Genomic DNA, 15,335 nt, shown 5'->3' with positions numbered 1-15,335 from the left:
CAGCCGTTTACCGCAATGTGTGCGCATCGATGCGCGGTTGGCAGGATCGTTGAACCGAACGTGCTGTCGGCGGGCGACGACCGCGAGTCATGTCAGCAGTGCGGAGGGCGGTAGGGGAGGCGGTGCAGATGCTGGCGGTTCTGTTCGGGCTGGCTGCATCCAGCGCCCTGGTGATCGGGGCCGGTGTGGGGGCGCGGTTCAGTCCTGCCAAGACGGTGACGGGTGTGCTGTTGGCCTTCGCCAGCGGTGCGCTGATTTCTGCACTGGCATTCGAGTTGTTCGAGGAGGCTTTTCATCTCGGCGGCGCGACCCGCGCAGGGCTGGGATTGCTAGCCGGTGCAGCGACTTTCGTCCTTGCCGATACCCTGCTGGACCGCTACGTGAGTGGCCAGTCAGGTCCCGAGCAGCGCGAGGTGGTGGCCTCTGGAGCCCGCCGCGGGGTGGGGTTGGCTCTATTGGCCGCGGTGACTCTGGACGGGGTGCCCGAGAACCTCGCACTTGGTGTGTCACTGGTGAGCGGGGCGTCGTTGTCGCTGTTGGTGGCGATCTTCTTTTCGAACCTGCCCGAAGCCCTGGTGGGGGCGGTGAGTATGCGTGAGTCCGGGATGCGGGTGCGCACGGTCATGCTGACCTGGACTGTGTGTGCGGTGCTCCTGGCCGTAGCGGTCGTCGCAGGGCGTGCGACCGCCGAGCAGATGAGCAGCAGCGTCCTAGGCGTGGCACTGGCTTTTGCCGGGGGAGCCGTGTTGGCTTCGCTGGCCGACACATTGATGCCCGAGGCCTTTGAACATGGTCGCCCGTTCAATGCCTTCGCCACCGCCGGCGGATTCTTCCTGTCATTCATTTTGGCGGCGTGACACGCGTGGTGAGCGGCGCGCTCCGCGTCGGTCACTATTTCAGGCAGTGCGCCGACCCGGTACCGCGACGTCGTCGAGAGCGTCTGTGAGGCTGGTGCGCACGGGGAAGACGTCGGTCATTCCCATGAGTTTCAGAGGGCGAAGGGTCGCCGGGCCGTCGGCGACGACTGCAAAGCCCATGGTCGGCGAGCACCGTTTGTACGTGTCGAGCAGAACCCACAGGCCGCGCGACGAGATGAAGTCGACGAGGGTCAGATCGACGATCATTGCTGACGGATTCTGAGCCAACGCACCGCTGATCTGCTGCTCCAAGTCCGGCGCGGTGAGCATGTCGATGACGCCGGAGCAACGGAGGGTCACTGTGGTGCCCCGCCAATCGAGATCGACAAATAATTGGGGTGAATTGGGCATTTTGCTGACTCGGCTTTCAGTGTGTCCCTGGGCGCTTCGTCTCGCGGGCTGAGTCTGAACCGGGCAAGCTATGACGCGCGTTGCAATGAGTTTAGCGGGATGTCACCTCAACCGCATCAGGGTTGGCAGACTCGCAGGCGAGGCCGGGCGCACTGTCGTGCGCCCGGCGGCGGGCGGGCTACTCGGCGTCGACCGTGGTGGGTTCGATCGATGTCTGTGATGCCGCGCGGGTGACCTCGATCCGTCGTGGCTTGGCACGTTCAGCCAGCGGGATCGTCACGGTCAGGACACCGTTCTCGTAGGTGGCCGCGATCTTCGCGGTGTCGATCCCTTCGCCCAGCGACAGCTGTCTGCGGTAGGTGCCGGCGAAGCGCTCGTTGGCCAGCCACTGCACACCGTCCAATGAGCGCGCCGAACGATGCGCCGTCAGTGTCAGGGTGCCGTGATCGACGTTGACGTCGACCGAGCCGGGATCCACACCGGGTAGATCGGCGGTCAGGACGAAATGATCATCGACTTTGTAGAGGTCCATCGGCATGAACCGAGGACTGCGCGTTGATCCGGTCTGGCTGTTCAGCAAGCCCCGGGTCAGGGTGTCAAGGTCACTGAACGGATCAAAACGAAGCACAGCAACACACCTCCTCGATCGTCACCGGGCCCGCCCCGTTGGCGGACCGCCATCACTGTGCAACACAGAATTTAGCACTCGCGCAGGGAGAGTGCCAGACGGTTTTCGAAGAATTTCGATGCGGCTTGCCAAGTCCGAAGTTGCAGCGGGACAGCAGCTTCGAGCGCCACCGCGATCCCGGGCCTGCCGCTACGTCGGCGGTCGGGGGTCGAGCAACGTCAGCGCTAGGCGCGTTGACGACCCGACGTCTGCCATAGCTCCGGTGCACCGCTACCGGCGTATCTGCCGTGCAGCACCGTGAGCTCGACGTCTGCCATCGCGCATCGGCTCTCGAGCGTTCTCAGCATGTCGTAGCCGCTGCAGGACAGAGACCGGACTCGTTCCAGATTCAGGATCAACAACCGGCACAAGAGCGCCTTGCTCAGCGCGTAATCGAACAGGTCGGCGCTGTTGGCGGCGTCCACCTCACCCTCGACGGACACCAGTGCGACATCGAAATTGGGCCATTGAGTGGATGTCTGGAGCGTGGAAGGTTGCCCGTCGGACGGTGGCGACGTCGTCTCGCGTACGCGCCTCGACTGCATGGTCCGGGATTGAACGCTGGTCATTTCGGCCTCCATCTACTGCGAGCTGGTGCGAAGGCTGCTGCTGAACCGGTGACCATGTTACAAGGCCGCAGGATGTATTCATACCTTTGATGTGAACGACCGTGCATGCGACTCCGCTCAGCGAATCAGTTGTCTGCCGAGTATCTGTCCGGGGCGTTCGGCGACGGGCAGGCCGCATTGGCCTGCGTCAGAGTTGTTCTCGGTCCGGCCCACTGTGCAGGAATTGACGGATCTGGATATCGAGGTCGGCGGCATCGTTGACGACCGGCGTGCCGGCGACCACGCTGAGCATCACACCGCTGATGTAGGTCAGGACCGCCACCGCGCGTTCCTCGATATGCGTAGCCGGAGTGGCGGTGTCGGCGTACCAGCGGGCAATCACCTCGCGGGCGAGGCGGTAGAACTGCAGGCTGTAACTCTGGGTCGTCTCGGCAAGATCGGGATCTCGGCGGGCATGCAGGATCAGTTCGAATCGGGCTCGGGTACGGGTCAAATAAGGTTCCTGCGCGGAGAGCATCACCAGTCGTGCCAGACCTATCGTGCCCGCGTAATCGGCGACGTAGTGCTCGCTGCGCTCGTCCATCATGGACAGATCGGCGAGGTCGAGTTCGGTGAGGCGCTCTGCAACTGCGTGCAAGAGCGCTTTGCGGGTGCGGAAGTAGTAGGACGTGGTGCCGGTGGGCAGGCCACCGTGCCGGTCCACCCGTGGATGGGACAGCCCGCGCGAACCGTCCTTGCCCAGCAGGTCGATGGCCGCATCGGCAATGTCGATGCGGCGTTGAGCGGCGTTGTACTTGCGGGGTGCGCTGATCTGCCGGATTTTAGCCGTCAGCCTCCCGGGATCGGTGGCGAGCCGGGTCGATCTCCGCTCCGTCGGCTCCGGCCGTGCGGGCGGAATTTCACGAAACCGTTTCCTCTAAGTCATTAGAGGATGTAGTTTTGCCGCGATGGGGGAGACGACAGTCCGGGTGGCGCCGTCCGGGGAACATGATTCGCTGAGCAGATCGCGCGGCCATTGTTGGTTGGCGATCGCCGCCGCGGTGTTCCTCGTCGCGGTCAGCGCGGCAGTTCCGGCCAGTGCTGGTCTGCCGCCGGGGTTCGATCAGAACAACGACATCTGGTCGACGGCCGTGCCGGCCGCGACGTGCCGACCCGACGATCGTGTCGAAACCGGCCTGCAAGGCGAGGTTCCGCTGAACGACCGGGACTCGCGGCGCAGCATGGCGGGCTACAACTGCAACGTCGACATGGTTGGCCAGTACCAGGGCCCGGGGGCGGGTTTCACCAGCGCGTCGTACCAGAACTGCGTCTACATCGGATCAACGTTCCCGCACACCGACGGCGTGCAGGTGCTCGATGTGTCCGATCCGGCCCATCCGCGGCCGACGGTGATACTGGATCAACCCGCGATGGTCAACGGAACCTGGGAGTCGCTGAAAGTCAACGAGTCTCGCGGCCTGCTGGCAGGCACCGGGGTACCGTTCCTCTTCGGACTGGGCTACATCTCCATCTACGACATCGCCACCGATTGCGCACACCCCCGGCTGCTGAACCAGGGCCGCGGATCGCTGCCCGGTGTGCGCATCCCGATGCTCACCCACGAAGGTGCCTTCTCGCCCGACGGCAACACCTACTGGGCCTCGGGCCAGATCTGGGCCAGTGCTGTCGACGTCGCCGACCCCGCCAATCCCGCGGTGATCTGGAGCGCCCCAGCAGGATTCGCCAGCCACGGGATGGACTTCACCCCCGACGGGAACACCATGTTCATGTCCACCGCGGCAGGGGTCAACGTCCTGGACACCACCGCCGTGCAATCCCGTGCCGCCCCTGGAACAACGATGCACCAACTGCTTCCGCTGCGCGGCTACCGGCATTGGCACGACGGGTTGATCAGCCAGCACAGCATCTATGTCACCTACGGTGGGACGCCGCACCTGTTCAACATCGATGAGTTCGGTTCGGGCGGGGTAAAGATCTTCGACGCCGGCGACCTCGGCGATCTGCGCCTACGCACCACCATCAAACTGGAGATCAACCTCCCACAGAATCTGGACCGGTGGGCGGCCAGCGCCTCCAGCAGCGGGGCCTTCGGATACGAATCGCACTACTGCAGTGTGGACAGCCGGGAGAATCCGCAAGCCCTGGCCTGCGGGTGGGCGCAGTCGGGGATCAGGGTGTTCGACGTCCGCGATCCCGACAACGTCCGCGAGATGGCCTATTTCAATCCGCCTGCGCAGACGGGCAAGAACGACCAGCTACCGAACTCGCAGCACGTACGGTTCGGCGGCATCGTGGTTCCGCCCGCCAGCAGCGCCATCTCCATCGCCCAGTCGATCCTCAACGGCCACATCAACGGTGACGATATCGTCCGGGACGGGCGCATCATCGGCCTGGACCTGTCCGCGGACTGGTGCATGTCGCCACCGGAGTTCCGCGGTGACCTGCTCTACGTCACGTGCTCGGACAACGGCTTCATGGCGCTGCGCCTCGACCCGTCGGTGTACCCGCCGCGATGACGTTGCGACGCCGTGCCGGCCGTGTTGTCCCATTGCTGTTGTCGGCCGTCCTGGGTGCCGGTGTGTACGCCGCGGTCGCGGACCGCGGCGAATCCGCACCACCACCGCTGTTGGCCGACAGCGACATCGGGTTCGCCCAGGACATGGCTGCACATCACCAGCAGGCGGTGACGATGACCGACATGCTCACCGGCGACACCCCGCCCGGCGTCCACGCACTCGCGGAACAGATCCGTTTCACTCAGCTCGCCGAGATCGGACAGATGACCGGTTGGCTGCAAATGGCCGGCGCCCCGCTCGGCGCGACCGAGCCGATGGCCTGGATGATGTCCGCTCGCACCGATCATGAGCAGCACGCGATGGGAATGCCGGGTATGGCCTCACCGGACGAACTCACCCGCTTGCAACGCAGCACCGGCCGCGTCAACCACATCCTGTTCTTGGAGTTGATGATTCGCCATCACCAGGGCGGAATCACCATGGCCGGCCACGTCGCCCGGAGCAGCAACGACGACACGATCCGCACCGCCGCCGCGGTCATGGTCGCCGAGCAGACCGAAGAAATCCAGGTCATGACGGTCCTGCTGGACGGGCTCAGAACCGACCCCTGACGACCTAAGTTCCGGATGTCGGCGTCGGCCATCGGCGTCGCGGTTAGTCTGCAGGCATGGACGCGCGCGAGCCGGCTGACGGCGCGGTCGCCGGAAGGGGAGTCGCCGCCGCCCTGCTGGGGGATGTGTCCAGCCTGGCCGATGACATGCTGACCTACCTGGTCGATCGGATCCCGGAGGTCGGCGGGGATGCCGAACTTCGCGGCCTCACCCTGGGATCGTGCTCATCGAATCTCGAAGCGGTCCTTTCGATGTTCCGTCATGGGATCGACGTGTCGGCGGCCGAGGCGCCGGTCACCGCGCTCGAACACGCGCGGGCCATGGCCGCGCGGGGGCACAGCGTCGATGTGATGTTGCGGTTCTACCGCCTCGGTCATGAGTACTTCACCGAGAAGCTCTCCGGCTCGCTCGCCGACTGGATCGACGATCCCGCTGTCGCACTGCGGACCTTCGCCGATCTCGAGCGGTTCGGGTTCCGCTACATCGACCGCATCTCTTCTCTGGTGGCGGCCGAGTACGTCGCGGAGCTGGACCGTCGGCAAAACCAGGCACGTGCCGATCGCGACGACGTCGTGCGGGCACTGCTGGCCGGGGAACGTGTCGACAACGGCCGGGCCGAACGGGTGCTCAGCCACCGGCTCACCGGCCGGCAGGTCGGGTTCGTGTGCTGGGTCAATGACCGCGGTGTCGATCTGGACGGATTCGCCAAACGTGTGGGTCGCCATCTCGGGGATGGTCATCCACTCGTCGTGGCGGACGGCCCACTCGCGGTATGGGGGTGGGCCGCGGCCACGGGCGAGGTGAAGAGCTCGACGATGGCGGCGGAACTCGCGGGCTCATCGGAGCACGTTCACCTCGCGGTGGGCTCACCGCATCCGGGGGCCGCCGGCTTCCGCGCCACCCACCTGGAGGCGGTACGCACGCGCCGGGTCGTCGAACTGGCGGGGCGTGCGGCGCCGTCGATCACCGAATTCGGCGATGTCGCGCTGGTGGATGCGATCGCGCGCGACCTGGATACGGCACGGGCCTTCGTTGCCGCTCAGCTCGGCGACCTGGCGGCCGACGGCGGCAAAGAGCGCGGCGAGCGCGCCGCGCTACTGGCTGTTCTCGACGCGCAGGGGAGCCTGACGGCCGCCGCGCGCACCTTGGGGATCCACAAGAACACGGTCCTGCAGCGGGTACGTCGTGCCGAAGAGCGCCGAGGCCGGCCCGCGACGGTCAAAGTCGCCGAGCTGCATGCAGCCCTGCTCGTGTGCGACGTGCTGGGAGCCTCGGTGTTGCCCGAGGCCTAGCCTCCCCGCCGGGTTCCGGTGCCAAAAGGATGTGCTGGCAGCACACTGTCGAGGGCTGCGAGGTCCTTGTTGACCGGCACCGGACGTTTGTAGTTTGGGCATCTCAACCGAAGCGCGATCGAGGAGTCCGACAGTGACCACGACGGAATACTCCCCACCCCGTACTGCGGGCTCGCCGCACGCCCTGCCTGACCCGGGCGAGCAGGTACCCGCGCTGTCCTGGCCCATCATCGGCATCTTCACCTTCGCGCTTGCGCTCTTCGGTGCGTCCACCTGGGCTGCCCTCACCGACACGTTGCCGGCGGCGGCCACCATCGCCGCCAGCGCCGTCGCGATCTTCGTGTTGTTCACCGTCCTGCACGACGCTTCGCATTACTCGATCAGCTCCCGTCGTTGGGTCAATGTCGCATTCGGCCGCATCGCGATGTTCTTTGTCTCGCCGCTGATTTCTTTCAGGTCGTTCGCGTTCATCCACATCGAGCACCACCGCAACACCAACGACGGTGACGCCGATCCCGATCACTTCGTGAGCGCCGCACCGTGGTGGCAGCTGCCCCTCCGCTTCCCTGCCATGGATCTTCCGTACCTCCGTTTCCTGGTGCGCCACTGGCGCAAGCGTCCCCGCGCGGAGATCGCCGAAACGGCAGCATTGATGGTTGTCACGGTCGCGGTGATTGTGACGGCCGCTGTCACGGGCCATCTGTGGACCCTCGCGGTGATCTATCTGATTCCCGAACGGGTGGCCATGGCCGTGCTCGCCTGGTGGTTCGACTGGCTGCCGCACCATGATCTGGAAGACACCCAGCGCGAGAACCGTTACCGCGCCACCCGCAACCGCGTCGGCTCCGAGTGGATCCTGACCCCGCTGCTGCTGTCGCAGAACTATCACCTGGTCCACCACTTGCACCCCTCGATCCCGTTCTATCGCTATGTCGCGGCGTGGCAACGCAACGAGGCTGCCTATCTGGAGCGCGACGCGGCGATCAGCACCGTCTTCGGGCAGCAACTCGACGCCCCGCAGTACCGCGAATGGAAACGGCTCAACGGCAAATTGGCTGCGCTGCTGCCGATTCGCATGCCCCAGGCCGCTACGCCGGGCGGTGTCGACACCCACCCGATCCCGGTCAAAAGCGTCGAGCGGCTGACGCCCGACAGCGTCAAAGTCAGTTTCGCCGTGCCCGATCATCTCAGCGACGAGTTCCAGTTCCAGGCCGGCCAGCACCTGACCGTGAAACATCGCATCGAGGGCAAGGAGGTGCGGCGCAACTACTCGATCTGCACCTCGGCAGCGTCGGGAGAACTGGCGATCGGCGTGCGCCACGTTGCCGGTGGGGCGTTCTCGTCCTTCGCGGTCGAATCACTGTGCGCCGGTGACGTTCTGGAGCTGATGACACCCACGGGTAGTTTCGGCGCGCCCCTGCACCCGCTCGCCCGACACGACTATGTCGCGGTGGCGGCCGGCAGCGGCATCACGCCCATCCTGTCGATCGTGCGCACCACCATGGAAATCGAAACCGACAGCCGCTTCACCGTCGTCTATGGCAACCGGACCGCCGACTCGACCATGTTCGCGGCCGAACTCGACGAACTCGAAGCGCGATACGCCGACCGGCTCCGCATTTTTCACGTCCGGTCCGCCGAAGCGCACCATCCCGAGTTCCTCCGCGGACGCATCGATCTGGCGATGATCCGGCGGCTGCTGGGCAGTCCCGTGACATCCATCGACCGGTGGTACCTCTGCGGCCCAAGCGATCTCGTCACGACTCTGCACCGTCGCCTCGTGGTCGAGGAAGTACCGACTGAGCAGATACACCTCGAACTGTTCCGCGGCCCCGCACAAGCCACATCCATCGACGACTATCCCGAATCCCAGGTGAGCGTCACGCTGTCCGGTGCGACGCACACCGTCGAACTCGCTCCCGGTGACTCCATCCTCGAATCCGCGTTGAAGAACAACATCGACGCGCCGTATGCCTGTCTGGGTGGCGCGTGTGGCACATGCAAAGCGAAAGTCACGGCCGGAGCGGTGTCGATGGAACAGAACTTTGCGCTCAACACGTCCGAGCTGGAGGCCGGCTTCATACTGACCTGTCAGTCTCGTCCCAGCACCGCAACGGTTGCCGTGGACTACGACGGCTGACGCAGCACCCAGGCCATCAGAATGCCTTGGCGTCGAAGCGCCGCGTTCAACAGTTCACGGCGCCACTCCCGCTGCGAGATAGCGGCCGGTGACGCTGGCGGTGGAGTGGGCGATATCGGCGGGCGTGCCGGTTGCGACGATGATCCCGCCTGCGGCGCCGCCTCCGGGTCCCATATCGATGACGTAGTCGGCGTTGGCGATCATGTCGAGGTCGTGTTCGATGACGATCACGGTGGCACCTCGGGCGCCGAGGCGGTCGATGACGCCGAGCAGGACGCGGACGTCGAGAGGATGCAGTCCGACGCTGGGCTCGTCCAGCACGAACAGCGCATCGGACTGCTTGCGCCCGAGTTCGGTTGCGAGCTTGAGTCGTTGGGCTTCGCCGCCCGATAGCGCCGGGGTGTCCTCGCCCAGGGTGAGGTAGCCCAGCCCGAGGTCGATCAGGGTTTGCAGTTTCCGGTGTACCTTCGGCAGGTCCTCGGTGTCCTGCAGTGCCTGCTTGACGGTGAGCCCGAGGAGTGCGGGCAGGGATAGGCCGTCTCTCCGGATATCCTGTGCGGCTGGGGCATAGCGTGTGCCGTCGCAGTCGGGGCAGGGGATGTCGACGTCGGGCAGGAATTGCACGTCGAGCGAGATCTGCCCGGTCCCTTCGCAGCGCGGGCAGCGCAGGGATCCGGTGTTGTAGGAGAAGTCCGAGGCGGTCAGCCCGCGGCCCTTCGACGCGTCGAGGGCGGCGTAGACGCGGCGCAGCTCGTCGAGGACCCCGCTGTACGTGGCGACGGTGGACCGCACGTTGGTGCCGATGGGAGTGGCGTCGACGACGTTGACGCGCTCGATGCCCGACGGTTCCACCGTCGCGATGTGTGCGGGCAACTGTTCGCCTGCCGCTATCGTCTGCAACGCCGGCACCAAGCTCTCCAGCACCAACGTGGTCTTGCCGGAACCGGAAACGCCGGTGACGGTGGTGAGTCGGCCCTTGGGTATCTCGACATCGAGGGCGTGCACGGTGTGTATCGGGCGCGTGGCCAGACGGATCCGACCGTGGTCGAAAAGCCGTTCGGAGGTGACGGCATCTCGCACGCGGACCGGTTCTGTCCCGTCGAGGAACCCGGCGATCAGCGAGGACGGGTTACCCACCAGATCATCCAGTGTCCCCTCCGCGACGACAGTGCCGCCGTCGCTGCCGGATCCGGGTCCGATCTCGATGAACCAGTCGGCTTCGCGCAGGACCTGCACGTCGTGATCGACCAGCACCACCGAGTTCCCGTCGCGCAGCAGATCGCGGATGACACCGTTGAGGCCGTCGATGTTGGACGGGTGCAGGCCGATGGACGGTTCGTCGAGCACGTAGAGCACCCCGGTGGTCTGATTGCGCACCGCGCGGGAAAGTGCAACGCGTTGGCGCTCGCCGGTGGACAGCGTGGAACTGGGTCGGTCCAGACCGAGGTAGCCGAGGCCGAGTTCGACGAGCCGCTGCGCGATCTCGAACAGCTGCCCGGTGATCGCGGTCGCCATCGAGCGCATATCGGCAGGCAATGTATCGAGGACCGTTGGCGCCCAGTCGATCACGTCATCGAGGGTCATTGCCGTCGCCTCAGCGAGGTTGATCCCGGTCACCTGAGGAGCCAGGGCGCGTGCGCTCAGCCGGGTGCCGTGGCATGTCGGGCACGTGCCGGTATTGATGAACTTGTTGACCCGGTTGAGGCCACCTTCGCTGGCGGCTTTGTCGAGCGCCTCCTGTACGGCGAGGCGGGCATTGCGGTAGGTGAAGTTGACCTCGAACAGTTTTCCGCTTTTCGACGGCACCGTGATGCGGTGCTTGTCGGCCGGGCCGTGCAGGACGACGTCGCGTTCGTCGTCGGTGAGATCGCGGTAGGGCACGTCGGTGCGCACGCCGAGCTCGCCCACATCTGCGGCATGACGGTCAGGCCCATCATCTTCCACGGGGCAACCGCGCCGTCGGCGATTGTCCGTGACGGATCGGGAACCAGCAGTGCGTCATCGATCTCGCGCACCACCCCTAGCCCGCCGCAGGTCGGACATGCCCCGTCGGAGTTGAACGCGAGCGCCTCGGCACCCGGCGGGCTGAACGTGACGTCGCAGACCGGGCAGGTGAGGTCCAGGCCTGCTGCGACGTCGATCGTCGGTTTCTGGCGGTGGCCGTTGGGGCAGACGTGTTCTGCCAGGCGGGAGAACAGCAGCCGCAGGACGTTGAGTAGTTCGGTCGAGGTACCGAAGGTGCTGCGCGCGCCTGGGACGCCCGGTCGCTGCCGCAGGGCCAGCGCGGCCGGGACGTGCCGGACGCTGTCGACGGTGGCCTTGGTGGCGTGCGACATCCTGCGGCGGGTGTAGGTCGACAGCGCCTCGATGTAACGACGTGAACCCTCGGCATACAGGACTCCCATCGCCAGCGATGACTTACCCGATCCGGAAACCCCTGCGATGGCCACCATTTGGTTCAGAGGCACGTCTACGTCGATATTCGCGAGGTTGTGCACGCACGCCCCACGTACCTCGATCGTGGTGGGTGCGGCCGCCGGTGTTTCACCCACGGCGACTTTCTCAGAGACCACAGCGCGCACCTCTAGAGATGGCTTATCTCAAGCGATTTCGGATTTGGGGAACTGTCCTTCGAGGGCGTCGATCGCGGAGGCCGTCAGGCTGTTCTCGATATGTAGTCGCGCCAGCGCGTGGGCCGCGGCGGCATCGCGATCGACGACCAGTTCGAGCATCTGATGGTGCTGATTGAAGTCGATCATGCGGGGTTCGTCTCCTGCGGGCAGCATCAGGCCAAGGCGGCGGTAGCGGTCGGATTTGGCCCACAGGTCATCGAGAGTCTTGATCATCACGTCGTTGTGCGCTGCGGCATACAGCGTGCGGTGAAAGGCGCTGTGGGCGCACAACCCGTCCTCTCCCCATTCCCGGGTGACCGGGACCAGATCGGCCAGTGCCGTCCGCATCGCCGCGATGTCGTTGTCGGTGCGACGTTCGGCGGCCAGCGCCACCGCCGCGGGTTCCAGTGCCAGCCGCACCTCGAACAACTGGCGGGCCTCGTCCGCACCGATCGATGAGACTCGGGCGTCTCGGTGATTGTCGAGTTCGATGAGGCCCTCACCGCTGAGCCGGCGGATCGCTTCCCGCAGGGGCGTGATGCTCATCCGCATCTGCTCGGCCAGCTCGTACTGAGAAAGCCGTGAGCCCGCAGGTAGACCGCCGCTGAGGATCAGCCGCCGCAATTCGGCATAGGCAACGTCGCTCTTGCTGGAAAAGACGTTGGTGACCTGCGGTGATGTCATGTGCGCCCTATCTCGTTGCGTGAACCGATGTGACCAGTGCCACATATTGCCCCTTGTGCTGACCGTCACAGCGAGTCTAGCATCGGCAGTCATCAGTTACATCTCACATCTTATAAGATACAAGAAAGGTCGATCATGAAGATTCTCTCCGTCCACGAAGGTGTGGTGCCGATCAGTTCGTCCATCCGCAATGCGTGGATCGACTTCAGCTCGATGGACTGCTCGATCGTGGCGATCGTCAGCGACGTGATGCGCGACGGCGAACCCGTCATCGGGTACGGCTTCAACTCCAACGGTCGCTACAGCGCGGGGGAGATCCTGCGCCGTCGCGCGATTCCGCGTCTGCTCGATGCCGCCCCGGAAAGCCTGCTGAACGAGGCCGGTGACCTGGATCCGACACTGGCGTGGCCGATCATGATGAACAACGAGAAGCCCGGTGGCCACGGAGAGCGCTCCGTCGCGATTGGGGTGCTCGACATGGCCCTGTTCGACCTGGCCTCCAAGATCGCCGGTCAGCCGCTCTACCGCTATCTGTCCGATCGCTACGGCGACGGCCAGCCCGACGACTCGGTGTTCGTGTACGCAGCCGGCGGCTACTACGCACCCGGGAAGACGCTCGGGGACCTGCAAGACGAGATGCGCCGCTTCCTCGACATGGGCTACTCCGTGGTCAAGATGAAGATCGGTGGCACCGACCTCGCCGACGATCTCAAGCGCATCGAAGCGGTCCTGGAAGTCCTCGACGGCGACGGGTCCCGCCTCGCGGTCGACGTCAACGGCCGCTTCGATCTACAGACCGCCCTGGACTACGGCCGGGCCATCGAACCCTATGGTCTGTTCTGGTACGAGGAGGTCGGCGACCCGCTCGATTACCGGCTCAATGCCATCCTCTCGGAGAACTACCGTGGCCCGATCGCGACCGGTGAGAACCTGTTCTCCGTCCAGGACGCCCGCAACCTCATCCGCTACGGCGGCATGCGCCCGGACCGCGACTACATCCAGGTCGACCCGGCCCTGAGCTACGGCCTCACCGAATACCTGCGCGTGCAGGAAATGTTGAAGGAGCACGGCTGGTCCTCGCGCCGCTGCATCCCGCACGGCGGGCACCAGTTCTCCCTGCACATCGCCGCGGCCCTCAAGCTCGGCGGCAACGAGTCCTACCCGGGTGAGTTCCAGCCCACCGGCGGCTTCGCCGATGACGCCGTCGTCTCCGACAGCCAGGTCGGGCTCACCGAGATCCCCGGCATCGGCTTCGAGGCCAAGAGCGCGTTCTACAAGGTGCTGCGCGAGCTGCACCACTGACCGCCGTTCCGGTGCCACCCGGTGTTCGAGGTCGGGCGGCGCGCACCACACCCGCCGGCCGACCGGCGCATCACATCCAGGTCAGCCACTCGCGCGAAATACCTACCGGACCAAAGGAGTTCCCAAAATGTCCACCACCACCGCCACCGCACCACCCCGCCGGTCCAGATTCGGCAACCTGATACGCCAACTCTGGTTCCAGGTCATCATCGGCGCCGTCCTTGGCATCGCCGTCGGCATCCTGGCGCCGAACGTCGGCGCCGCGGTGACACCGCTCAACGACTGGTTCATCGGGCTGGTCAAGATGATCGTGGTCCCTGTCGTCTTTTGCGTCGTGACCCTCGGCATCGCCACCATGGACAGCCTTCGCCGAGCCGGACGCATCGGCGTCAAGGCACTCGGCTACTTCTTCGTACTCTCGCTGGTCTCGATGTTGATCGGCCTCGTGGTGGCCAACATCTTCAAACCCGGTGCGGGCATGAACATCGACGTCAACAGCCTTGATGCCAGCACCATCCCTGGCGTCGACTCGGGGGAGAAGGTCGGTTTCGTCCAGTTCGTCACCAATGTGATCCCCGAATCGTTGTTCGGCGCGATCACCGGCCACGCCATCCTCTCGGCGTTGTTGGTGTCGCTGATGATCGGCTGCGCGCTCAACGTCACGAAGGCGCACAGCGCGCCGATCACCACGCTGATCGAGTCGCTGTCACACGTGGTGTTCAAGATCGTCGGCTGGGTGATGCGGTTGGCTCCCATCGGCACCTTCGGTGCTCTCGCCTCGGTCGTCGCCAAGTACGGTGCCTCCAGCCTGCAGCAACTCGGATTCCTCATCTTGCTGTTCACCGCCACCTGCATCGTCTACGTCGTCGTGCTGCTGGGGCTGATCTCCAAAGCCTGCGGCATGAACGTCTTCACGCTCATGCGCTACCTGAAGACCGAGCTGCTGATCGCGCTCAGCACCTGCTCCAGCGAAGCTATTCTGCCCCAGCTGGTCCGCAAGCTGGAACACTTGGGCTGCGGCAAACCCGTTGTCGGCCTTGTTATCCCGGCAGGCTTCTCGTTCAACCTCGATGGCTCGGCGGTGTACCTCACCATGGCATCGCTGTTCTTGGCGCAAGCCGTCGGCATCGATCTGTCGTGGCAGGAACAGCTCATCATGGTCGGCGTCATGATGCTGACCAGTAAGGGCACCGCCGGTATCGCCGGAGGTGCGTTCATCGTGCTGGCATCGACCATCACCGCCGTCGGTCACGTGCCGCTGGCCGCCCTTGCGCTGATCGTGGGTATCGACCGCCTCCTCAACGAGGGCCGGGTGTTCATCAACGTCCTCGGCAACGCCATCGGTACGATTGTGATCGCCAAGTGGGAGAACGACTTCGACGACGAGCAGGCCCGTGAAGTGCTCGCCGGACGACGCGAGTTCAGTATCGAGGCCGACGATGACGACCGCGAAATCGAATCCGGCACCGGCGAACATGCCGCGATGGACGGGCCGGCTGAGGACACAACGGTCCGCGGCAGCCGGCACACCGCTGCCGCGTCATCGTGACCGTCACTCCGTAATCCTCGATGCTGAGGATGGCCGCCGCCCACGGACCGGGCGGCGGCCCGCGGTGCTCAGCGGGTGGCCACTGCCGAGCCATGCCAGATCGAGCACTCCGACCCGACCACGGA

The 15,335-nt window shown here is 65.2% G+C and carries 12 protein-coding genes and 1 pseudogene; 7 read left to right on the top strand and 6 right to left on the bottom strand.

Translation table 11 applies throughout. The features are described from left to right. The first annotated feature begins 128 nt into the window (after positions 1-128). Positions 129-857, top strand: a complete 729-nt coding sequence (locus ASE48_RS13915; protein ID WP_057167765.1) for a ZIP family metal transporter — start codon at positions 129-131, stop codon at positions 855-857. Between the two features lie 39 nt (positions 858-896). Here the strand turns inward: ASE48_RS13915 and ASE48_RS13910 are convergent, their stop codons facing one another. The 4 genes from ASE48_RS13910 to ASE48_RS13895 all read right to left on the bottom strand — a co-directional run bounded on the left by ASE48_RS13910 (position 897) and on the right by ASE48_RS13895 (position 3,207). Next, positions 897-1,268: an STAS domain-containing protein gene (locus tag ASE48_RS13910; protein ID WP_082614167.1), complete on the bottom strand. Its 372-nt coding sequence runs from the start codon at positions 1,266-1,268 to the stop codon at positions 897-899. Between the two features lie 178 nt (positions 1,269-1,446). After that, positions 1,447-1,896, bottom strand: a complete 450-nt coding sequence (locus tag ASE48_RS13905) for an Hsp20/alpha crystallin family protein (RefSeq protein ID WP_057167672.1) — start codon at positions 1,894-1,896, stop codon at positions 1,447-1,449. A 224-nt stretch (positions 1,897-2,120) separates the two neighbouring features. After that, a complete protein-coding gene (locus ASE48_RS13900; RefSeq protein ID WP_156409188.1) occupies positions 2,121-2,504 on the bottom strand; it encodes an STAS domain-containing protein in 384 nt (127 codons plus the stop codon). A gap of 187 nt (positions 2,505-2,691) precedes the next feature. Then, positions 2,692-3,207 (bottom strand): TetR/AcrR family transcriptional regulator, encoded by a 516-nt coding sequence (locus ASE48_RS13895; protein WP_235571159.1) that lies wholly within the window; start codon positions 3,205-3,207, stop codon positions 2,692-2,694. Between the two features lie 244 nt (positions 3,208-3,451). Between ASE48_RS13895 and ASE48_RS13890 the strand changes: the two genes are divergently transcribed. The 4 genes from ASE48_RS13890 (at position 3,452) to ASE48_RS13875 (ending at position 9,063) form a co-directional block, all read left to right on the top strand. After that, positions 3,452-5,020, top strand: a complete 1,569-nt coding sequence (locus ASE48_RS13890; RefSeq protein ID WP_235571157.1) for an LVIVD repeat-containing protein — start codon at positions 3,452-3,454, stop codon at positions 5,018-5,020. Continuing rightward, positions 5,017-5,631, top strand: coding sequence for a DUF305 domain-containing protein (locus ASE48_RS13885; RefSeq protein ID WP_057167669.1), 615 nt, complete (start codon positions 5,017-5,019; stop codon positions 5,629-5,631). The genes ASE48_RS13890 and ASE48_RS13885 overlap by 4 nt, the downstream gene beginning before the upstream one ends. Positions 5,632-5,687: 56 nt before the next feature. Next, positions 5,688-6,923: a PucR family transcriptional regulator gene (locus tag ASE48_RS13880; RefSeq protein WP_057167668.1), complete on the top strand. Its 1,236-nt coding sequence runs from the start codon at positions 5,688-5,690 to the stop codon at positions 6,921-6,923. Positions 6,924-7,056: 133 nt separating this feature from the next. Continuing rightward, on the top strand, positions 7,057-9,063 hold the full coding sequence (locus tag ASE48_RS13875) for a fatty acid desaturase (RefSeq protein ID WP_057167667.1): 2,007 nt from the start codon (positions 7,057-7,059) through the stop codon (positions 9,061-9,063). 54 nt (positions 9,064-9,117) lie between these two features. On the opposite strand, the pseudogene ASE48_RS13870 reads toward ASE48_RS13875, so the two are convergent. Both ASE48_RS13870 and ASE48_RS13865 read right to left on the bottom strand, forming a co-directional pair. Continuing rightward, positions 9,118-11,516: pseudogene (locus tag ASE48_RS13870) on the bottom strand (excinuclease ABC subunit UvrA). Between the two features lie 147 nt (positions 11,517-11,663). Beyond that, positions 11,664-12,359: a GntR family transcriptional regulator gene (locus ASE48_RS13865; protein ID WP_057167666.1), complete on the bottom strand. Its 696-nt coding sequence runs from the start codon at positions 12,357-12,359 to the stop codon at positions 11,664-11,666. Between the two features lie 135 nt (positions 12,360-12,494). Between ASE48_RS13865 and ASE48_RS13860 the strand changes: the two genes are divergently transcribed. Continuing rightward, a complete protein-coding gene (locus ASE48_RS13860; protein WP_057167665.1) occupies positions 12,495-13,661 on the top strand; it encodes a mandelate racemase/muconate lactonizing enzyme family protein in 1,167 nt (388 codons plus the stop codon). 127 nt (positions 13,662-13,788) lie between these two features. Then, the gene (locus tag ASE48_RS13855) at positions 13,789-15,210 is read left to right on the top strand and encodes a cation:dicarboxylate symporter family transporter (protein ID WP_082614165.1); all 1,422 of its coding nucleotides are present in this window, start codon (positions 13,789-13,791) and stop codon (positions 15,208-15,210) included. Positions 15,211-15,335: the final 125 nt, after the last annotated feature.

Origin of the sequence: Mycobacterium sp. Root265 (assembly GCF_001428895.1) — a bacterium.
In the GTDB taxonomy this organism is placed as follows: domain Bacteria; phylum Actinomycetota; class Actinomycetes; order Mycobacteriales; family Mycobacteriaceae; genus Mycobacterium.
This window is presented reverse-complemented; position numbering and strand designations above follow the sequence as displayed.